14 protein-coding genes and 1 pseudogene are annotated in these 19,864 nt (G+C 35.1%); 12 read left to right on the plus strand and 3 right to left on the minus strand.

Features of this window, described 5'->3' with window-relative positions; all coding sequences use genetic code 11:
- The 9 genes from V7161_RS14920 to V7161_RS14960 all read left to right on the plus strand — a co-directional run.
- Positions 1 to 440: DNA adenine methylase (locus tag V7161_RS14920; RefSeq protein ID WP_335713785.1), on the plus strand; the 440-nt coding region annotated here is incomplete at its 5' end.
- A gap of 66 nt (positions 441 to 506) precedes the next feature.
- Positions 507 to 1,322 carry a DNA-methyltransferase gene (locus tag V7161_RS14925; RefSeq protein ID WP_335713786.1) on the plus strand — a complete coding sequence of 272 codons (816 nt, stop codon included), beginning with the start codon at positions 507 to 509 and terminating at the stop codon, positions 1,320 to 1,322.
- A gap of 718 nt (positions 1,323 to 2,040) precedes the next feature.
- The gene (locus V7161_RS14930; protein WP_335713787.1) at positions 2,041 to 6,048 is read left to right on the plus strand and encodes a TerD family protein; all 4,008 of its coding nucleotides are present in this window, start codon (positions 2,041 to 2,043) and stop codon (positions 6,046 to 6,048) included.
- Complete coding sequence (locus V7161_RS14935; protein WP_335713788.1) at positions 6,048 to 8,078, plus strand: DEAD/DEAH box helicase family protein; 2,031 nt, start codon at positions 6,048 to 6,050, stop codon at positions 8,076 to 8,078. Before V7161_RS14930 ends, V7161_RS14935 begins: the two co-directional genes overlap by 1 nt.
- Positions 8,075 to 8,248 carry a hypothetical protein gene (locus V7161_RS14940; protein ID WP_335713789.1) on the plus strand — a complete coding sequence of 58 codons (174 nt, stop codon included), beginning with the start codon at positions 8,075 to 8,077 and terminating at the stop codon, positions 8,246 to 8,248. Before V7161_RS14935 ends, V7161_RS14940 begins: the two co-directional genes overlap by 4 nt.
- Entirely contained in the window at positions 8,245 to 10,272 is a 2,028-nt protein-coding gene (locus V7161_RS14945; RefSeq protein ID WP_335713790.1) for an AAA family ATPase, read from the plus strand. Before V7161_RS14940 ends, V7161_RS14945 begins: the two co-directional genes overlap by 4 nt.
- 3 nt (positions 10,273 to 10,275) lie before the next feature.
- Positions 10,276 to 10,728 carry a hypothetical protein gene (locus V7161_RS14950; protein ID WP_335713791.1) on the plus strand — a complete coding sequence of 151 codons (453 nt, stop codon included), beginning with the start codon at positions 10,276 to 10,278 and terminating at the stop codon, positions 10,726 to 10,728.
- Between the two features lie 75 nt (positions 10,729 to 10,803).
- Positions 10,804 to 11,109, plus strand: a complete 306-nt coding sequence (locus V7161_RS14955; RefSeq protein ID WP_335713802.1) for a nucleoside triphosphate pyrophosphohydrolase — start codon at positions 10,804 to 10,806, stop codon at positions 11,107 to 11,109.
- 567 nt (positions 11,110 to 11,676) lie between these two features.
- Positions 11,677 to 12,144 (plus strand): HNH endonuclease, encoded by a 468-nt coding sequence (locus V7161_RS14960; RefSeq protein WP_335713792.1) that lies wholly within the window; start codon positions 11,677 to 11,679, stop codon positions 12,142 to 12,144.
- Positions 12,145 to 12,496: 352 nt separating this feature from the next.
- Here V7161_RS14960 and mcrC read toward each other — a convergent pair whose 3' ends face one another.
- Together mcrC and V7161_RS14970 are read right to left on the minus strand one after the other, a co-directional pair.
- Positions 12,497 to 13,525, minus strand: a complete 1,029-nt coding sequence (gene mcrC / locus V7161_RS14965; RefSeq protein WP_335713793.1) for a 5-methylcytosine-specific restriction endonuclease system specificity protein McrC — start codon at positions 13,523 to 13,525, stop codon at positions 12,497 to 12,499.
- Positions 13,518 to 15,656 (minus strand): AAA family ATPase, encoded by a 2,139-nt coding sequence (locus V7161_RS14970; protein WP_335713794.1) that lies wholly within the window; start codon positions 15,654 to 15,656, stop codon positions 13,518 to 13,520. The genes mcrC and V7161_RS14970 overlap by 8 nt, the downstream gene beginning before the upstream one ends.
- A gap of 494 nt (positions 15,657 to 16,150) precedes the next feature.
- On the opposite strand from V7161_RS14970, the gene V7161_RS14975 reads away from it, so the two are divergent.
- Positions 16,151 to 16,717: a uracil-DNA glycosylase family protein gene (locus V7161_RS14975; protein ID WP_335713795.1), complete on the plus strand. Its 567-nt coding sequence runs from the start codon at positions 16,151 to 16,153 to the stop codon at positions 16,715 to 16,717.
- A 73-nt stretch (positions 16,718 to 16,790) separates the two neighbouring features.
- Positions 16,791 to 17,207 carry a hypothetical protein gene (locus tag V7161_RS14980; RefSeq protein WP_335713796.1) on the plus strand — a complete coding sequence of 139 codons (417 nt, stop codon included), beginning with the start codon at positions 16,791 to 16,793 and terminating at the stop codon, positions 17,205 to 17,207.
- A 131-nt stretch (positions 17,208 to 17,338) separates the two neighbouring features.
- Here the strand turns inward: V7161_RS14980 and V7161_RS14985 are convergent, their stop codons facing one another.
- On the minus strand, positions 17,339 to 17,728 hold the full coding sequence (locus V7161_RS14985) for an ABC transporter ATP-binding protein (protein WP_335713797.1): 390 nt from the start codon (positions 17,726 to 17,728) through the stop codon (positions 17,339 to 17,341).
- Between the two features lie 219 nt (positions 17,729 to 17,947).
- On the opposite strand from V7161_RS14985, the pseudogene V7161_RS14990 reads away from it, so the two are divergent.
- A pseudogene (locus V7161_RS14990) lies at positions 17,948 to 19,859 on the plus strand (3'-5' exonuclease).
- Positions 19,860 to 19,864 lie beyond the last annotated feature (5 nt).

The raw sequence follows: 19,864 nt of genomic DNA on the forward strand, positions 1-19,864 counted from the left end.
CTATTTGTAATGAAGGAAATTTAAGAGAAGTTAATAAAGTTTTACAAAAAGTACAAATCAATAAGCCAGGGGATTATAGGGAAAGTGAAAAATTTGTAAATAAGGATACATTTGTTTATTTTGATCCACCGTACAGACCCATAAGTAATAGTTCCAGTTTTACATCATACAGTAAATTTGACTTTGGCGACAAAGAACAAAAAGAATTAGCTTTATACTTAAAGGATCTTAATAAGGTTAATGCAAAACTAATGTTGAGTAATTCTGACCCTAGGAACGTTAATCCAGGAGATGATTTTTTTGAAACAGAAGAGACCTATGGCCAAGAGGATATTTTCCATATTATTCGAGTTCAAGCGAGAAGAAGCATAAACTCTAAATCAAGTGACAGAGGAAAAATAAATGAATTGTTAATTACGAACTATTGTACTGATAATTAATTTTTAGCTTTTGCTGTAAGTTTCGTTCATAAATAGAATGAGTGTTCACGGTTGGAGGTGAAGTGCTTGTTTAATAATATTGTAGAAAAGATTAATAAAGAATCTTTTTATTACAAGGACAATAATTTTATTTTGTTAAAAGGAGATTCATTGCAATTATTAAGTATGATACAAGATAACTCAATTAACATGATATTTGCTGATCCTCCGTATTTCTTATCAAACGATGGAATAACTTGTAGTTCTGGAAAAATGGTTTCTGTAAATAAAGGTAATTGGGATAAAGGTAAAGAAGAATTTATTAATAAGCATACTTTTAATATCGAATGGTTGGAGAAATGTAAGAATCCACTTTCGAAGGATGGTACGATTTGGATATCGGGAACTTTCCATAATATATATTCAATTGGAGCAGCTCTTGAAGAGCTTAATTATAAAATCATTAATAATATTACGTGGTATAAGACAAATGCTTCACCAAACCTTAGTTGTAGGTATTTCACACATTCAACTGAAACAGTCCTTTGGGCCAAAAAAAGTAAAAAAGCCAAGCATACATTCAATTACGAGATAATGAAAGAAATAAATGGTGGCAAACAAATGAGGGATGTTTGGCAGATTCCTACGACTAAGAAATCTGAAAAGGAATTCGGAAAACACCCTACTCAAAAACCTATTGAGTTGTTGAAAAGGATTATACTTTCTTCTACGAAAGAGGGAGATATAATTTTGGATCCATTTAATGGAAGTGGGACAACGGGAATTGTAGCAGCTATGCTAAATAGAAAATATATAGGGATTGATTTGGAAGAAGAATTTCTTAATCTAACAATAAAACGGTATAAATCTCTTGAACAAAAACAGTTATCCTTAAATATTTAAATGAATTTTTTTATTTTCCTTTCTTGCTTGCAAACAATTAAATTTTGTTTGGAAGCTTTTTTTAGTTTAACATACAATGACAAATGCATTTTTCAAGTTTTTGTTTAAATACAATTACCGTATTTTCCTTTTTAGTCTGCATTGATGTTTTTTGGCATTGAGTACAACTTATCCCACTTAAATGATGACTTATTTTTAAGTATCACAATTTTAATATACTTGTTTCCAATCGTACCTACACATTTATATTTCAATATTTTTCTTTTTTTACTAATTTAAGTATATAAAACTTAAGAGGATCTTAGCGGATTGAAAAGTAAACTTCAGTGATATTTCGTTATATACGATTCCTCTTAAATTCGAATTTCCGTGTTTAGTGATACGATATGATAGGCTTTCGTAATCTAGTTTTCCTCTAATATCCCCTGAAGGTAAGTGTGGGATTCCAAAAATGCTACCACTATTTTGGGGATAAACACAACGATATCAGGAAGTCTATATAAAAAATATCCAGCTCAAAAAGCGAAGGTCGTGGATGAAAATGCAGTCTTTTTTTCACTGAAGGTAAAATTCTTTCATAATAATAAGGATTATTGCATAATTAAGGGGAAAATAAAATATGGAAAAGTCTACATTATATTTATATTTTTTATGATATGGATGTAGATTTATTAAAAGAACGTCCTATAGAAACACGTTGTCTTAAGGGGTGATGTATATGGTCTTATCGCTGGTAAAAGGTCAAAAGATTGATCTTACAAAAAATAATCCGGATACAAATATAATACATATTGGCTTAGATTGGGATACATCTGGCAGTTTTGATATCGATGTATCCGCTTTTATGTTGGATCAAAATGAGAAAATTGTAAGTGAAGAAGACTTTGTTTTTTATGGGCAACCAACGTCAAGCAATGGATCTGTTACTCTGGAAGAGTCAATTTCTTCGATAGAAAAGCAGCATTTTGTGATTAAGCTTCCAAATGTTCCTGAAGAAGTGAAAAAAATCGCGATATCTCTCTCTATTTATGAATCGGAGCTCAATGGCCATACCTTTGAGGAAGTACCATCTGTTCATTTACGTATAATTAACAGCAGCAGTCAGGATGAGTTAGCAGTATATCTCATGAACGATTCTTTTGCCAAAGTGAGTGCGATAGTACTTGGGCATGTATATCGATATGCAGGTGAATGGAAATTTCAAGCTGTAGGAGAAGGATTTTTCGGCGGACTTGCTGCCCTTTGTAACGAATACGGTGTTGAGGTAGAGGATGATCCGCTTGAGGAAGCCCAAGATCAGCTTCAATCAACTGTAGTAGAAGAATCTCTCAGTCCGCCTTCTTATGCCTCTGAAGAATCAATAGGTACTGATGCTGGAGAAGCGATACCAACCGTTACAGTTGAAACGGCTCCACTAAAACCAATAACCAATAGTCAAGCAATGAAGGATTACATTATCACTCCTGATAATGTACAGGATGTTAAGGAAATACATAGTGAAAATTTAAAAAAACTCTTTGAGAACAGTACGATCCGGGAGGATAAAATTTCATTAGATTTTTTACGGGAAAAATATAAAACTGATCGTACAAGTTTTATCAGCATGGTGGACGAATTATTTCTCAGGGGTTTTCGATTTGCTACCGAGAAACCAACCAATATCTTACCGAATTACGCTACACAAATATCTTCCTATATTGAAGTGATAGAGGAGGATACCCGTTTTAAGAATGTCAACCTTAGTGGTCTGGGCATGGGTGGCTTAATCCAAAGATTTCATGTCCAAAACGACTTGTTTTTTCATAAAATTCCACTTAGCGGCTTCAAGTTTTTGAATGCGAATATTGATCTGGAAAATGTAGAAAAAGAGTTTTTAAATGCGGGTTTTGTGATTACCAATTTAGCTGAAGCAGCAGAACGTTCAATCGAAAATGAAGTTGATAAAGAAGTGAAGGGCTCTAGTGAAATAGATTCTCCGGACAAAGATTCCGAAGAATTAATGAACACCATAACCATTAATCAATTATTTGAAGATAATAAGTTTAAAACGTTCAGAAATTTTTGTGAACGAAAAAAGATTACATTCCCTTCAGAAATTACACCGGATGTGTTGGAGAAATACAAACGTACCCCCAGTGTTGGTAGTGGAAAAGTCCGTGCTGTGGAGGAACGATTAGAAGAGGTTAAGCGCTTAGGCTTCGCCAAATTGCCTGAAGAAGCTCCTGATCCTGATGAGCCTTATATCCAGTTTAAAAATAAATATGCAGGTAATAAGGAAATCACAGAACTGTTTTATGAAAATGGATTCAATAAGTTTCGTTTATTCTGTCAGGAAAAGGGTATTAAAACGGTTGGTCAAATTAAGAAAAAGCATATCGATACGTTCACGAATAGTCCTGGGATTGGTAGAAAAAAAGTCCTAGATGTTATAGAAAAAATTGAGAATTACGAAAAAAATGCTGATGAAAACATTCCTAAAAAATTTGAAACAGGCGAATTGTTTGAAGGGATTAAACATTGGCAAGTTTCGTCATTGTTAAAAGTCTTTGGTTTTCAAACTATATCAAATAGTAATTTAAAAATAGAGGAAATCGAAGGAGAAAATTATGAGAAACTTGAAGAGGAATTTGATGTACGAACACTCATTGAATTTTCTAATAAGCTGCGTTCTTTAAAGCTTCCTAAAACGATTACCGATGAGATCCCAATTGTACTAAATGACCGAGAAATGACAGTAATTCAATATAGGTTCAATGAAAAATGGACGTTGGAAGAAACTGCTAAGCCCATCGGCGTGACACGTGAGCGGGTTCGCCAAATTGAAGCCAAAGCCTTAAGGAAACTATTTCGCTATTTAGAAATCCATCATTTCAATCTAATTGTAAGCTTATTAACAACATCCCATTCATTGATTACCAAAAAAGAGCTTCTAGGGCTGATTGGGGAAGAGAATTCCTACTTAATAGAGGTTTTAAAGGACAAGAATAGCTTTTTTGTTTATTTTGATAAACTTGATGTTTTTTGTTGTAATCCTGAAGAATGTCAGGATTTTAACGAAATTGAAGGCTTTATTTTTGATTTACCCGACTATTTTTACTTAAATGAATTTGAACAGTTGCTTGAAGAAATTCTTGAAAAAGTTGGTGTTAAGGAACCGTCAATTGATATGATTCATCAAGTTCTTGAGGGCTATGGGTTAAATCGCTATGGTGAATTATATTCGAAAAAGAAGCTTACCATTGGTGAGATTCTAGAGCTTTTGTTCAGTAAATATATTTTAACACCGCTCAGGATAGATGAAACAGGATTAGAAACTTTACAAAACCTTGCCATGGAACATTTTGATTATCAGCTTGAAGGCTCTGTTCGATCTGTTGATGCACGTTTAAGAGATTTGAACAACATTTTATTAGTTGACAGTAACACCTATCAATGGTTTGATAGTGAAAATTTTGATCAAACCATTATAACAGAGGTTGATCATTACTTAAAAAATCGTTTTCAAGAAGTAAATGTGATAAACATTGAAGAAATCTTTAATGCTTTTGAAGAACAGCTTAAACCGTACAAGATTTTCAATAAAATCCATTTTTACTCCATTATTAGATTTTTCCTTGATGACGAGTATAGCATTGGAAAAGGTAATACGTTAAATATCTATCAAAATGAAGAAGACAAGATTGATCGTAAGGAGACAATTGTAGAAGCCATCCGAAAAATGGGAGGAACTTGTTCAAAAGATTATCTGCAAGAGATGCTCCGAGTACCGATGTATCGAATAGACCAAGCTATTTCTTCTTCAGAAAAAATGATTCCATGGGGAACCAATCAGGTCATATTATTAGAAAAAATCGGCTTAACAAACAAAGAAATAGAGGGTTTGCTTGCTTTAGTTAACAGAACAATTAGGGATGGATACACAACGATCGGGATTATTCACAGGGAACTTATGTTTGATCGAAACTTAGCTGGACTTATTGGTAAAAAAGGAATTGATACTAAGTCAAAGCTTTCTGCGGTAATAAAAAATATTAAACCTGAGTTACGGGGGCATACCAATTTTCTTTATGAAGAAGGATGTCCGTATACTAGCTTTGAGGATGTTATCCTGACACATTTTAAAGATGGAACTACCCGACAGGAGGTTCAAGAATTTGCCATTGAGCATGGATATGCAGAAATAATGGCTGCCCACATCTTAAACGGTTTATTAGACCGAGATGAGCTGGTGGAAGTAGATTTGAACCTACTTTACCCCGCTAACCTATTTGAAATCTCTGATGAAGCGGTTAAAGCGTTAACATCTCTTATTGAACAGCAAATGATGGAAAAGGAATATATTTCATTAAGTAACCTTAAAGGTTATAAACGAAAGCTTCCTATCCTGGAATTCAGATGGAATCCTTTCTTAATGAGGAGTATTTTGGTCAGAAATGGCTACCGTCAAATCAATAAAATTTATCGAGATTATCGTTATGATAAGGTCATAGTTGTCAAAAAAGAATCAAAGATAACAACCTTTGAGGAATTGGTCTTTTATGTCTTGAAGGAAGAATACGAAGGGAATATGCATGAAGTGAAGGTCTATGACTTCTTAGTGGAAAAAGGGATCCTTCGTGAACAGGAATATGACCACCAAAAAACTTTGCCATATGAAATCAAAGAAAAGAACACGCTTATTTCCGTAAATGAAATTGGAATTGTGACGCTAAGGCAGGGGAGCTAATGTCCTTCAAACAACTTGAATTAAAGTATAAATATCGCTCAGATAATGACCAGATTTATGCAGATTTTTATCAAAAATGCTTGGAGGAAGCCATTGCCTATGACCGGGCAGTGGGATATTTTACAAGCGGCAGTTTAAGCGTCATAGCTAGAGGGCTTGAAACTTTTCTTCATAAGAATGGAACTATTCGAATGATTGCGAATCCCCATTTGACAGTTGAGGATGTTGAAGCCATTCGCTTAGGGTATAAAGCAAAGTATGATGTTATTTCCCAAGCTATTCTCCGTCAAATTGAAATGAGTGAAGAAACAATTCGAGAAGATGCCCTTAATACGTTAGCTTGGCTAATCTATAAAGAAAAGCTCGAGATCAAAATAGCTTTTACGAATAATAACAGTTTATATCATGAGAAATTCGGAATCTTTTATGATCGAGATGGAAATAAGATCGCCTTCACTGGTTCTGCGAACGAAACACTAGGCGGAATCCGAGATAATTTTGAAAAAATTGACGTATTTTGGAAAGAGAATGAAATGGAACGTATTAATGATATGATTGTCGATTTTGAAAATCTGTGGCGTAATAATACCAATGGACTTTCAGTCATTGAAATACCAGATATTATAAAAGACAAAATCGTAAGTTATAAAAAGGAGGGAAGGAGGGTGTCCGTTCCCCATAAAGTTGTAAAACCAAGACCCTACCAGCAGGAAGCTATCAATGCCGTCATTCAAAATAATTGGTGCGGGATACTGGAGATGGCAACCGGAACCGGAAAAACCATCACCAGTTTACTTATTTCGGAAGAATTTTTTAAAGATAGAGGAAGAATTTTTTTGGTCATTCTTGTTCCATTTACCCATTTAGTGGAGCAATGGGAAAAAAATTGCCATGATAGGGGCTACAAAACAATAACCAATTGCTTTGGGAATAAAAAATCATGGGTCAATAAACTTCAAACGGATGTCCGTGATTTTAACCTCGGCTTAATTGAAAAACACGTTGTGATTACTACTTATAAAACGGCTGCATCTGATGAGTTTAATGATTTAATAGCAAGACTTAGAGGAAAAAGCTTTCTCATTTCCGATGAATGCCACTATTTTGGTGTAAAAAGCTTGCGTAACAACAAGCTTGGAAATATGGAAGCAAAGCTGGGATTGTCGGCAACACCAGACCGGTGGTGGGATGAACAAGGTTCGCAATATATTACTGACTTTTTCGGCCAAACCGTCTATGAATATGATATGCAAAGTGCGATAGCCAATGGGGCGCTGACAGAATATATTTATAATCCTTTAACAATAGACTTGACAGATGACGAATTAGACAGATATGAGAAACTCACAAAGAGACTAATTTTTCTCTATGGAAATGAGAAAGACAATAAAGAAGAAATAAGTGAAGTCAATCGGAAAAGAAGTCTAATAATTAGTAAGGCCGAACAGAAAAAAGACGTTCTCTTTACCATGTTTGCGAATAAGATTCGTGAAGAAGTATCACATACACTCGTTTACTGCGCACCGGGTGAAGTGGAGTTAATTACAAAAAATCTTGCGGACTTAGGTTATCGGGTCCATCGTTTTGATTCGGAAGTCCCTCTCACTGAGCGTATGAAAATATTAGATGCCTTTGATCTGGGATCGATTCAAATTTTGGTTGCGATTAAATGTTTAGATGAAGGGGTTGATGTACCAAGTACAAAGGTGGCCTACTTCTTAGCCAGTACATCGAATCCTCGAGAATTTGTTCAGCGGAGAGGCAGGATTTTACGAAAATATACGAATAAAAATCTTGCAGTCATTTATGACTTTATCGTTCTTCCTACTGAGGCAAATGATCAGTTATATAAATCGATTGCCTCGAAAGAACTACCGAGATTTGCGGAATTTTCACGTTTTGCTATCAATAATTTTAATGCTAGAGAAATTGTAGGGAATAAATTAAAGTACTATTCTCTTGAATACTTGATGGACAAGCTCCCATGGGATGTTTATAGGGAATTTCAGAAAATGGAGGTTTTGGAATGAAAATTAATAAAGATTTGGATGCAAAAATTCAACAGTTTCCACAGGATCTCGTCTATTTAGCAAAGATATTATTAAGTGAGATTGAATCAGGGAAGAAATCACATTCTCAAATAGAAGAAATGATCAGACAGGAAATTAGAGAAATTGTATTGGAGGAAATGGGTGAATGAAATTACTTAATATCTCCTTAAATAACTTTCGGCAATTTTATGGGAATCAAAAAATTGAATTTGCCACAGGTAAACAAAACATTACAATTATATTTGGTGAAAACGGGAAAGGAAAAACGGGAATTTTTCGCGCTTTAATGTTTGGCTTATATGGCAGTACCCATATCCAGCAAGACAATCAAAAAGAGGTGATTCATCTCGTCAACTTCATTGCTTTGGACGAAAATGAAAATATGCCTGTGGAGGCTACAGTTGAAGTTGCCTTTGAATCGAACGGCATCAATTATCAAATTAAAAGAACCGTTCAGGGAATTAAGACTAACGAGAAAATTACGGAACGAATATTAAATGCGGAGCTTAGTATTATTGATGAACACGGGAATTATTCAGCTGATCCAATAAAGGATCCGCTTGAAATTAAAAACTTAATGAATGATATCCTTCATGAAAATATTAAAGATTTCTTCCTGTTTGATGCCGAAAAAATTGAAACTCTTGCCAAAACGGACGCCACGGTAAAAGCGGAGGTAAAAACAGGTATTGTTAAGCTTTTACAAATTGATAAGCTCGATGAGGCTATCCAGTTATTAAAAAGGCTTTATTCTTCAGAGAAGAAAAGAGTACTGCAAAGCTCACAAAATCTTGATTTAAACCGAAAAGAAAATGAGATTGAAGCTTTAGGCAATGAAATTTCAAATTTTGAGGAACGAATTGTTTTAAAAGAAGAAAACAAAATTTCATGTGAACGGGAAATTATCGATATCAAGGAACGGCTAGCTGAAAATGAAGAGGTCCGGCAAATTCAAGAAAAATATGAGCACGAAAAAGAAATGAGAGATCAAGAAAAGAAACTGGCAGGTTCTAAAAAAGAGGAAATGAAACGTCTACTGCTCCAAAACGGGTTTCATTTAGTTTTGAAGGATACCTATCTTTATGTGAAATCGTATCTGGAACAGATATTGGTAGACCAAAGAGACTTAATTCCCTTTGAGGTAATTGAAAAATCACTTAATGACTTTGTTTGCGCCTGCTGCAGCAGTGATTTACGCGAAAACCCTGAATACTTAAGACATATTCAGCAATTAAAAAATAACTTTAAACGCTCAGAATTAACTCCGCTCATTTCTCTTATTACATCAAGTATTCACGATTTTGGACTTGAAGAGGAAGAAATTGTTAGCAAAATCAATAAAAATTTAAAAGAATTCCGTGATATTAAAACCAACATCGATGAATTCAACAAACAGCTCCAACAATATAAGGATGAAATCAACGATAAAGCAAAGGAACAAGAAAATTTAAAGCACCTTGAAGCTTCACTTAAAGCCAAAGAGCAGCTTTTACTTAATTTAGGAATTGAAATTGAAGGTTTAAAGAATCAAGTAAAAGACAAGGAAAAGAACAAAGAGGCTTTAGATAAGGAATTTAGTCGTTTACTTCGTGCAAATGAAAGCCTGAAAGTAGATTCTAAGGTCCTGAAATACATGGATGATTTAAAGGAACAGTTTGAAACAGTCTTTAAGGAATATAGTGATGAAATGAGATTTAAATTGACTACGGAAGCTACGGCAATTTTTAAAGAATTAATTGACCGTAAAGATAAGAATCTGATTAACCAAATAAACATTAATGACAAGTATGAGATTGATATTATTGGCTGGGATCAGATCAATATTACTCAGGACATATCGCAGGGGCAAAGACAGGTCGTGGCACTATCCTTTATTACAGCTTTGGCAAAAGTTGCATCAGGCGGATCCGAAGATATCAATTTCCCGTTATTCATGGATACACCTTTTGGAAGAATTAGTGGAAATAACCGGGACCACCTCATTGACCACATCCCGAATCTGACATCTCAGTGGATTCTGCTTTTAACAGATACGGAGTTATCCAAAACAGAAGAAATGAGATTTAAAAGTACTAACAAGCTTGGTAAATGGTACAAACTTGAACAAATCACCACTGGACATTCGAAAATTGTTCCAATGGCCATTAATGACGCAATCGCGACAAGGGGGTAAATCATGGACTTTTTAATGGAACAAGCTTCCCTTTTTACTAGTAAAGAGTATGAGGAAATTTATTTTCATTTAAATTCCAAACATGATATAAAATATCATGATCTATTTTTACTTTGTGCCAGTATTGGCTTTAAAAAGAACCAAAAAAAGAAATTGGATGAGCGAGGCAGGGAATTCCGGACAAACTTTTTTAACTCTCGGCAAAGAGCAGCTGTCTATTCGATCATTATCAATGATCCTGATATAGGTAAAAACATTGAAGCATTTGATAATAGTGAATTTCGCTTAAAAGCGAGAAAAAGACTTGAGGAATATGCAGAAGGCGGAATGGATCTGCTGGTTAAAGAGGTCTTCGGACAAAGATGGGACGGCAATAAACTGGACCCTACTTATCATGAATATGAAGTAGATTTACTTGGTTATATTTATGCCGATTCAAATGAAGTTCCGTTTTAATTGATTTCTGTAAAAAAAGGAGGTTGTGAAATCAACCTCCTCATTTTTTCAAAAAAAGTGAGTGAGATAGATAAAATGGTTATTTACAACAAATTAGTTCGAGACAAAATACCAGAATTAATAGAGGATTCTGGAAAAAAATGCTTGTTTAGAATATTAAATAATGATGAATATATAAAATCNNAGCTTGAGGAATACATAGCAACCAAGAATAACGCCGAGTCAATCGAGGAACTCGCAGACTTGTTGGAAATCATCCATTCTTTTGCGGAGTATCATGGGAGTTCGATTGAGGAAGTGGAAGAAGTACGTAGAAGAAAGTTGGAAGCGCGAGGAGGTTTTAAGAGGAAAATATTTTTAGTTGAGGTTGAAGATAATTAAGAAGTTAAGATATACATAGCAGGTGAAGGGCAATGAGTCATAAATTACAAGTAGGAGAAATGAAAACTGAATATTTAACAGATAAAGAAATATGGGCCCATTTTAATTTCATTTACTCCTCAAAATCAAGAAACTCTACAACATACAAATTTGTACTAATAAAATCAATTTTGGAAAACTTATACAATGTTAATGATAAATTGGAATTAAATTACTCAACGCTCTTTTCAAGTTTTGCAAAAATATACTGGAATTTGGTTATCCATCATGAATTAAATCAAATTAATATGACGGATAAAAAGGCCGAGGTACAAAGCATCTTACAGGATGTCCAGGTAAAATATCAAATCCCTAAAACGCTTGTTTTTGACAAGCTTTCAAATGAAAGACAGGTAGACATCATTAATAAAGTGAAAAAGAAATGCAAAATTAATGTCATAGGTGCCATTTNNCATTTATGGTGATACCCAATTCACAATTTATGATTTTGATAATGGTAAGGAACAATTAAAACTGAATAGTACTTATTATTCTTTTATGCAACGATTTCAACGTGTTTTAAATTATTTGACAAATTATCATCTTGCTTTGTTTTTAGAAAGATTTAATGAAAAGGGTGACACAACTAATCTGCTATTAAAAGTTGAAAATGTCTCTAAGAGGTCTTCGCTTGATCAATTTTATGAGATACTTTCTTCCTTTTATAATGGGAAATGTTTTTATTGCGGGAGTGTCATAAAGAAAAATAACGCACATGTAGATCACTTTATTCCATGGAGTTTTGTTCAAACAGATCAGCTGTGGAATTTAGTTATTGCTTGCAGCACATGTAATTTATCCAAAAGCGATAAGTTAGCAAAAGAACTGTTCTTAAATACTGTAATTGATCGCAATGAAAAGTTACTTTCCATACAGGAACTTAGAAAAAGGGAAGACATGCAGGTCTATAATAGCAAAAAGCTGAAAGATTTATATCATTATTCAGTTGAAAATGGTTTTACTGAATTTTGGGTGCCTAAGAAAATAATTATATAGGTTTAAGGAAATTACCAAAAAATATCTATAATTCATAGGTAAACCATAACTGATGATCCTCTAGTTCAAAATTTCAATTGCCATGTCAATGACAAAATGGAGCAACAGCGTAAAGGGTTAATTTCATCTGAAAATGAAACATTCAGGTTAAATTTATAAGTTTCTAGTGACGATGAAGACATTTTATCCAACTGGACAAAAGAAATATGTGAATACCGTCTTCATTGCCATTTTGAACGGAAGGCGATCAGAACCATAACCATACAATTGGTTGGAGATGATACAATCGTATCTGAACTACTTTGCTCCATTAAACAACCTCCTCAGTCATTCTGAGAAGGTTGTTTTTTATTTACATAAGTGCTGCAACTTCAGAAAGCTGTTTTACTATTGAATTCCAATCTGCCCCTAAGTCCAGTGTTTTAACGCTAAATCTATTCCCGCCAATTATATAGTCGTTATCAGGTGTTATTTCTTCATCCGTTTTTGCATATAAAAGTACACCGCTTACGTTGCCGCTGCCGTCACGATCTTTGTTTTTAACATAAGTAAAAATCTGATATAGATTTCCGGAAATGATAGATTTGCTATTAAACAATGGATTTGTTTGCAAGGTTCGACCATAATATTTGGCATCGATAATGAGCGTCTTAGAACCATCGATTAGTGTAATGTCTGTTTTCATGGCCGGCAGAAAATCAGTCATGCCATCGTCAACGTTCCATTCAATATACGAGGCATTGGCAGAAAAATGAGGATACTCCTTTTTGAAATAGCCCAATATGAATTTCTCATACAACCGATGCATTTGCTGGTCGTCCAAATACTCTTTCATTTTATATTTTCCAGTTTCTGTAGTCAGTAATAAACCTTTAATGACCAACTGGCAGATGTTTATTAGCATTTTATACGTCGCATTATTTCGATGATAAATAATCGCGCTCCAGTTTATGGAATGTGGATGGAGTGTTTCCACACTTTGAAAAAATAGGGTAAGCTTACGTAATCCCTTCCGATTATCTTCCTTCACATCCCCGTATCGAACAAGAAGGAGCATGGTTGTTTTCAATATTTGATTTAATGGTGTATTTTCGGAAAATTGATCGTAATGACAGACCATCCGTCGAGCAAGGAGGGTGTTCTGTTTAATTGAATTCGTCACGTCAATTTTTCCGCGCAAATTGCTTGTTGCTTCTGTTTGTCCTATATAATCCCGATGCAAACCACGTTTGATTTGGTTGCCAATTCCCCGAATTAGTATGGCTGCCATTAGATCATGTAGGTTTTTAAATTCCTCCGCCTGGATGCTGCGAAATTCAGCTTCATTAAGTGTTTGAAAGGCATAGGCAAGCATATAGTATACATTTTTTATCCTAATCACGTAGGGCACCCCGAATTTTGCCGGTCCATAATTCAACCTTGGAGGGTTCGTCAAACCAGTATTCATTAATCAGGGGAATAAGCTCATATTCCACGATATTAGACAACCAATCGTTGTCTATGTTTTCATTGGTAGAAAAATAGCTATGCCCAATCCTGAATCCTCTACCAAGCGAAGCATCTTCCGCAATTACGTTATTAAGCGTTACAACGTTATCGATTAAACGGTCAAATTTTTCGTTTGCCACAGCAGCCTGGTATTTTTTAAAACCGTCGCTTTCAAAAGCGGGTTCAAATTCAAAAAAGGCAAAACGCCGGCGAAGGGCATAATCAATCATGGCAAGACTCCTGTCTGCTGTATTCATCATCCCTACAATATTGACGTTTTTAGGTACAGAGAATTGTTCATCAGAATAGAGGAGGCGGACATCCTTTCCTCGTTTATCGTTTTCAATCAGCATCAATAATTCGCCAAAAATTTTACTTAAGTTTCCACGGTTGATTTCATCTATGATAAAGAAATATGGGCGATCATCCGGCTCTGCCTTTTTACAGAACTCATAAAATGGTCCCTTTAATAAAGAAAAGCCTTTTTCAGTAGGGCGATATCCCATGATGAAATCTTCATAGCTGTAACTTTGGTGAAATTGGATAATCATTACTCGACTCGTATCTCTCTCATTCATAATGGAATAGGCAAGCCGCTCGGCAGCAAATGTTTTTCCCACACCCGGTGCACCCATTAAAATTAAATTTTTCTTTTTGAGCAGGAGGTTCTTAAGTGTGTTATACCTTTCTTTATCTAAATACACTTCGTTTAGGAAGTCCTCAACCGTATAACTTTCATATTTCGATACTTCATCATCATCTGCATTTATTTCTTCTTCGGCTTCTTCAGCAAACATATTTTCGAGCTTTTTGTAGTAATCCGTATATGGCGTAATATCTGTGAGGGTTTTTAGGACGATTTGGCCTTCATGATCCCATTCCCCTTTATGGGTCCAGCGGACAGCTCGGATATGCTTATACTCATTTCTTTTATCGTCATACTGGTAATCCGATGTAACAATACCACGGCCGATGATTTTTTTTAGGCCTTTTTTCACGATAATGACATCACCGATTTGCATTTCATTGGCAAATTGCCAGGTAAGATGACCAGCATTAATATAGGAATATTCATCCCCATAGATTTCTTTCATTTTGGTCTTCATTGCTTCTTTAGAGGGGTAATTTTTTAAATTGCCGAGGCCATCCCAACCAATCCCCATAATCCCTTTGTCATAAAACTCTTCCCACAACCTTGAGCCTTCACCAGGAGCATAAATCCAATAACGTTTTTTTTCGTTTTTCGTTACCGCTGTAGGAGTGGTGACTGGAATTTGTTCATATGTACCACTGATGATGCTTTCAATGACTTCATCTTCTTCTTTTGTTACACGAAAATTGGTCGCACCTGGAAAGGTTAAGATCTCCATCCGTTTCGTCCGCTCATCGGCTAGCAATGTCGTCCTTTCGACTATATCGGTTGTAAGTTTCTTTTGAATCAGAATCTCAACAGCCAAATACGGCTCTTTATTTAAATTATCGCTGCGGTTGTAAGGATCATCTAAATCTGGCTCCGTTATTTCTGGATCACTAAGGATGGAACCAACGGCAATGATCCCACCGTCAGAACCGGAAAGCCAAATATAGGCTTTGTCTCCTTTTTTAATTTGATTTTTATTTTGGTTTACAGCCCATTTGATTTGATTCAGGTCATTTACTGCTCTAATAACATCATAATATTTAGGGTTTCCTTGAAATATCCAACAAGATGGCTGTGCCAGTTCCTTGAGGAATTTAGAATATAAAATAAGTGCATTGGAAAAAGCCTTCTTACTGGTAGCCCAATCTACTTCATCAAAATTCGGTGCGGAAGTAAGGATCGGATATATATCTTCAAATTCAGTGGAATTGGTAATATAGAACAAATCTGTCTGTTGAATATTTTCAAGCTCTAACTTAGAAGATGCATTTTTCAACGCATTAATATACGAGGTAATGGTATTGGAAGAATACGGTTCCCCATTTGCTTTTTTCTGCTTGCGCATCCAATTTTGGAAGGCAGTTTTTAAATATGTCTTGCTCATATTTTAGCTAATCTCTCCTTAGCATTTTTCTCAATGTGTTTGATTTCCTTAATTTTTCCAAGTGTAGTAATTACATTCAGAAATTATCCTCCATGTGAAATATTAACTGTAATTTTCAAAATTAACTTCATAGATTATTCCTGTTTGAAAGACATAAGGACCAGTAAAATGGAAGGTATTTCTAACAGGAGTGCAGAATTATTACATAGGTTTAATAAAATTTTATTTTTTAAATATTGATAATTAGCTATGAACACTTTGAAAAGTAGGAGCAGGTATTAAATTTATAACGATATATTTTTAAAAGCTGTCGAACAATTTATTTACGAGTATGAATCGGTCATTATAATCCGGTTACGGAAGCAGATATTCAATCCTACCATTTTACGACAAGTTATGGGGTGATCATTTTGAGTAATTCCCTTTTAAAAGATGTGATAAGCAGTTGTAATAAATGTGATAGGTTAAGAGAATGGTGTGAGACAAGGGAGGGTTTGAATGCTGCTTATGTAGGTGAGAAATATTGGGCAAAGCCAGTTTTTGGAGTAGGGGATTTAAGTGCAAGGTTATTAATTGTAGGACTGGCACATGGTGCCCATGGAGCCAATCGTACTGGAGTCCCATTTATGGGAGATACGGCAGGTGAATTTTTATTTGCGGGACTTGAACGAAATGGATTCGCTCCTAATCAAAGCTTTGAATCTTTGAAGGATGTCTATATCACAAACGCCGTAAAATGTGCACCTCCTGGCAACAAACCAAAAACAAACGAGTTTCATAACTGCAGGGAATATTTGCTAGAAGAGCTTAGTTTATTAAAAGAAGTAAAAGTCATTTTAGCGTTAGGAGAAAAAGCTTTTTTGGAAGTGAAAAGGACTTTAAAGGAAAAAGGGGCAAACGTTCAACATCTAAAGTTTGGTCATGGAGCGGAGTATAAGGTACAAGGTGGTTTTCCTGATGTGATAGGCTCCTATCATACATCTAAATTAAATATTAATACAAAACTAATAGATGTTCATAAAATGGATGAAATCTTTTTCAAAATAAGAAAAATTCTATGAAATTCTTGGTTGTGAGTGGAGAGTTGACTCAAAAATATCTAAGGGAAATTGAAAAATAAAGGGAGTGAAAGCATTGAGAAAAGCCTACATAATAAATAGTAATCGTGCAAATCGGCCTGATGGAGAGACTGAAAGAGACATGTTGAATAATGAAAAATGTTCTGCCTATTTCTCTCCATGGAAAGAAAAAATAACTCAAATTCAACCAAATGATTTAGTATTTTTATATAGTAATGGCCAAGGAAATATTGCAAGGGGAATAGCAACAGGAGTAGTTGAAATAGCTGATTATATTAATCACGAAGGTTTCCATGAAAATGAGGAATATTATATGCATTTAAATAGATTTGAAAAATTAAATAAGCCGGTATCATCATCTTCAATTAATAAAATAGTAGGTAGCCATGTAGTATTAGCACCCACAATGGTGCAGTTGGATTATGAACGGGGTCTAAAAATTTGGCAAGGGATAACAAAGGATTATTTGTAAAAGATATATGTAGAATAAAAAATTGATAAAAACGGCCTTTATTATATCTTCATGAAAAGCGAAAAACCCTGGTTCATTTAATTATGTACCGGGGCTCTTTTATAAAAAGAATAAGGAGACAAGATCACTTTTTAAATACTACTTATTTTCCTCAATATACCCTTCTTCGCAAGGTTTACTAGTATCCCTTTATTTTTAAATTTATTATAAGCAATTAACCTATTCAAATCTTTAACCATCAATGAGGCAGGATCCACTGCAAGTTCATACTCATTTTTTACTTTATCAATTAAGGAGAGGGCAAATTCAATCTGCTTTGGAGTTAATTTATAGTCCTCTTGATCCGATACCTGAACCGCCGTATTCATTTTTTCTTCTACTGATTTTTCAATCGTGGCAGCATGCTCCTTAAGCCGTGCATCCACTAGCGCCTCTACTTCCGCTTGACTCATGGACTTTATCTCTGGCTGGGGCGGTTTTTGATTGGCATTAAATAATTTATCAATGATTCCCTTCAACATTTTTTTCACATCGCTTTCATTTTTTCTACTCTATGTATGGAAATAATTTCTTCCTTTCTATTATTAAAACAATCTTTCAAAAAAACAAGACTTTCGGTGGATTTCTTGTGTATTTCTGTAGAAAAATGCTGTTTATCTAGGATAATTATAGTAATTGTTTAGGATAATGTTCCTAATTGTTGTATAATGGAGAAAAATGCAAATTTTGGAGCGGTTGTTATGGCTATTACGATTCCAGAAACGATTCGATCATCTGCCACTGCTGGAGAACGGTTATTTTTTCGAACGCTTAAAAACTTTTTGCCGGATGATTATATAGTCTACTTCGAACCTGAAATTCAAGGGAAAAGGCCAGATTTCGTCATTATTGGACCTGACCTTGGTCTAGTGGTGTTGGAAGTAAAGGATTATACCAAAAATACTCTTTTCCAAATTAACCATGATGAATGGCATATTGTCACTACTTCAGGAGAACAGGCTGTTCTCAAAAGCCCAATGAAACAGGCTAGAGATAATATGTTCCATGTGGTAGATGTACTGAAAAGGGATAAAAATCTGGTTCAATTAGATGGAAAATATAAATTTCAATTAAAATTTCCTTATGGACATGGTGTTGTTTTTACCAGGATGTCCTCCAAGGACTTTATCAAGGAAGGGCTCTATTCGGTAATTGAACCACATCTGTGTTTAACGAGGGATGAGATTGATCCAGATAAAGAGGAGTTTACCGAAGAAGTCCTTATGGAGAAAATCTTGAATATGTTTGTCGTTCCTTTCCGTTTAAAGGAGCCGCTTTCAATAGAGGAAATTAATGCCATCCGTTATCATTTATTCCCTGAAGTGCGGATCAGTGCTGAATTTAAACCACCTGTTCCTTACCAGGATCAGCTTTTGTTATCGCTTCATGATATTAAGACCATGGATCTTCACCAGGAGAATCTGGCCAAACAAATTGGCGATAAGAACCGTTTAATACGCGGTGTAGCAGGAAGCGGGAAAACGATTATTTTGGCGAGCCGGGCGAAGATGCTGTCAAAACAGAATCCTGACTGGAAAATTCTCATCCTTTGCTATAACATTTCCCTGGCCAATGCCATACAGCAAATGATCAATCATATGTTGAATGAACCTGAGGATTTATTCGATTTTGAACCAAATCATAAAGCGGTTCAAAATCAGAACATTCTGGTGCGAAATTTTCATGCTTGGCTAAAGAATGATTTAAGGATTAGGGAACAGCAGCTTCCGGATTTCATTGAGAAAATAGAGAGAAAGGAAGCCATTCTGCCAACCTATGATGCCGTTTTGATTGATGAAGGACAGGATTTTGAGGCTGATTGGCTTCGTCTTGTAAGTTTACTCATTAATGGTGATACGCAGTCCCTTTTATTAGTGGAGGACAGAGCTCAAACCATTTATAGACGAAAACGTTCATACTTGCAGGATACCGGTTTAAGTTTTCAAGGAAGATCCAAGGTGCTGTCAATCAATTACCGAAATACGCAGCAAATCGTCAAGTTTGCCTGGGATTTCTATCGCAAGCATTCCCTGTTCAAAAATAAAGTAGTGAACCGCGAGTTAGAAGGAGACATTATTGCCCCCCCAAAGCACCAAGCGAAAAGGTCCAGATCCTGGGATCGTAAAGGCAGCTAATTTCTTTGATGAGATGAGACTTGTCTCAAGACAAATCAAAAAGCTGCATGAAGAAAGAAAGGTTCCTCTAGATGAAATGTTAATCCTTTATCGGGTAAAGCGAACACATAAATATCCGATTATCGACATTATCAAAAGGTCATTAACTGAAGCAGGGCTGCCATACTTTTGGATTACAGAAAATGATGTTTCGAAGAGATCATTTGCGAAAGAGGATGGGAATGTAAAAATCAGTACCATCGATAGCAGCAAGGGCCTAGATTTCAGAGCGGTATTCATCGTAAATGTCGATTCCATGCCGTTTCCATTGGAAGAGGATAAAGAGCGGGAAGTGTCACTTTTATACATCGGGATGACCAGAGCAAAGGAATATCTTTGCTTGTCCTATTCAAATGCATCGGAGTTTACGGAATATCTGGATCAATTATTAATTGAGAGAAATCAATGCAGAATTGGGATTGAAAAGATAAATTATTGAAAAAA

This window comes from Neobacillus drentensis (assembly GCF_036965425.1).
Taxonomy (GTDB): Bacteria; Bacillota; Bacilli; order Bacillales; family Cytobacillaceae; genus Neobacillus; species Neobacillus drentensis_F.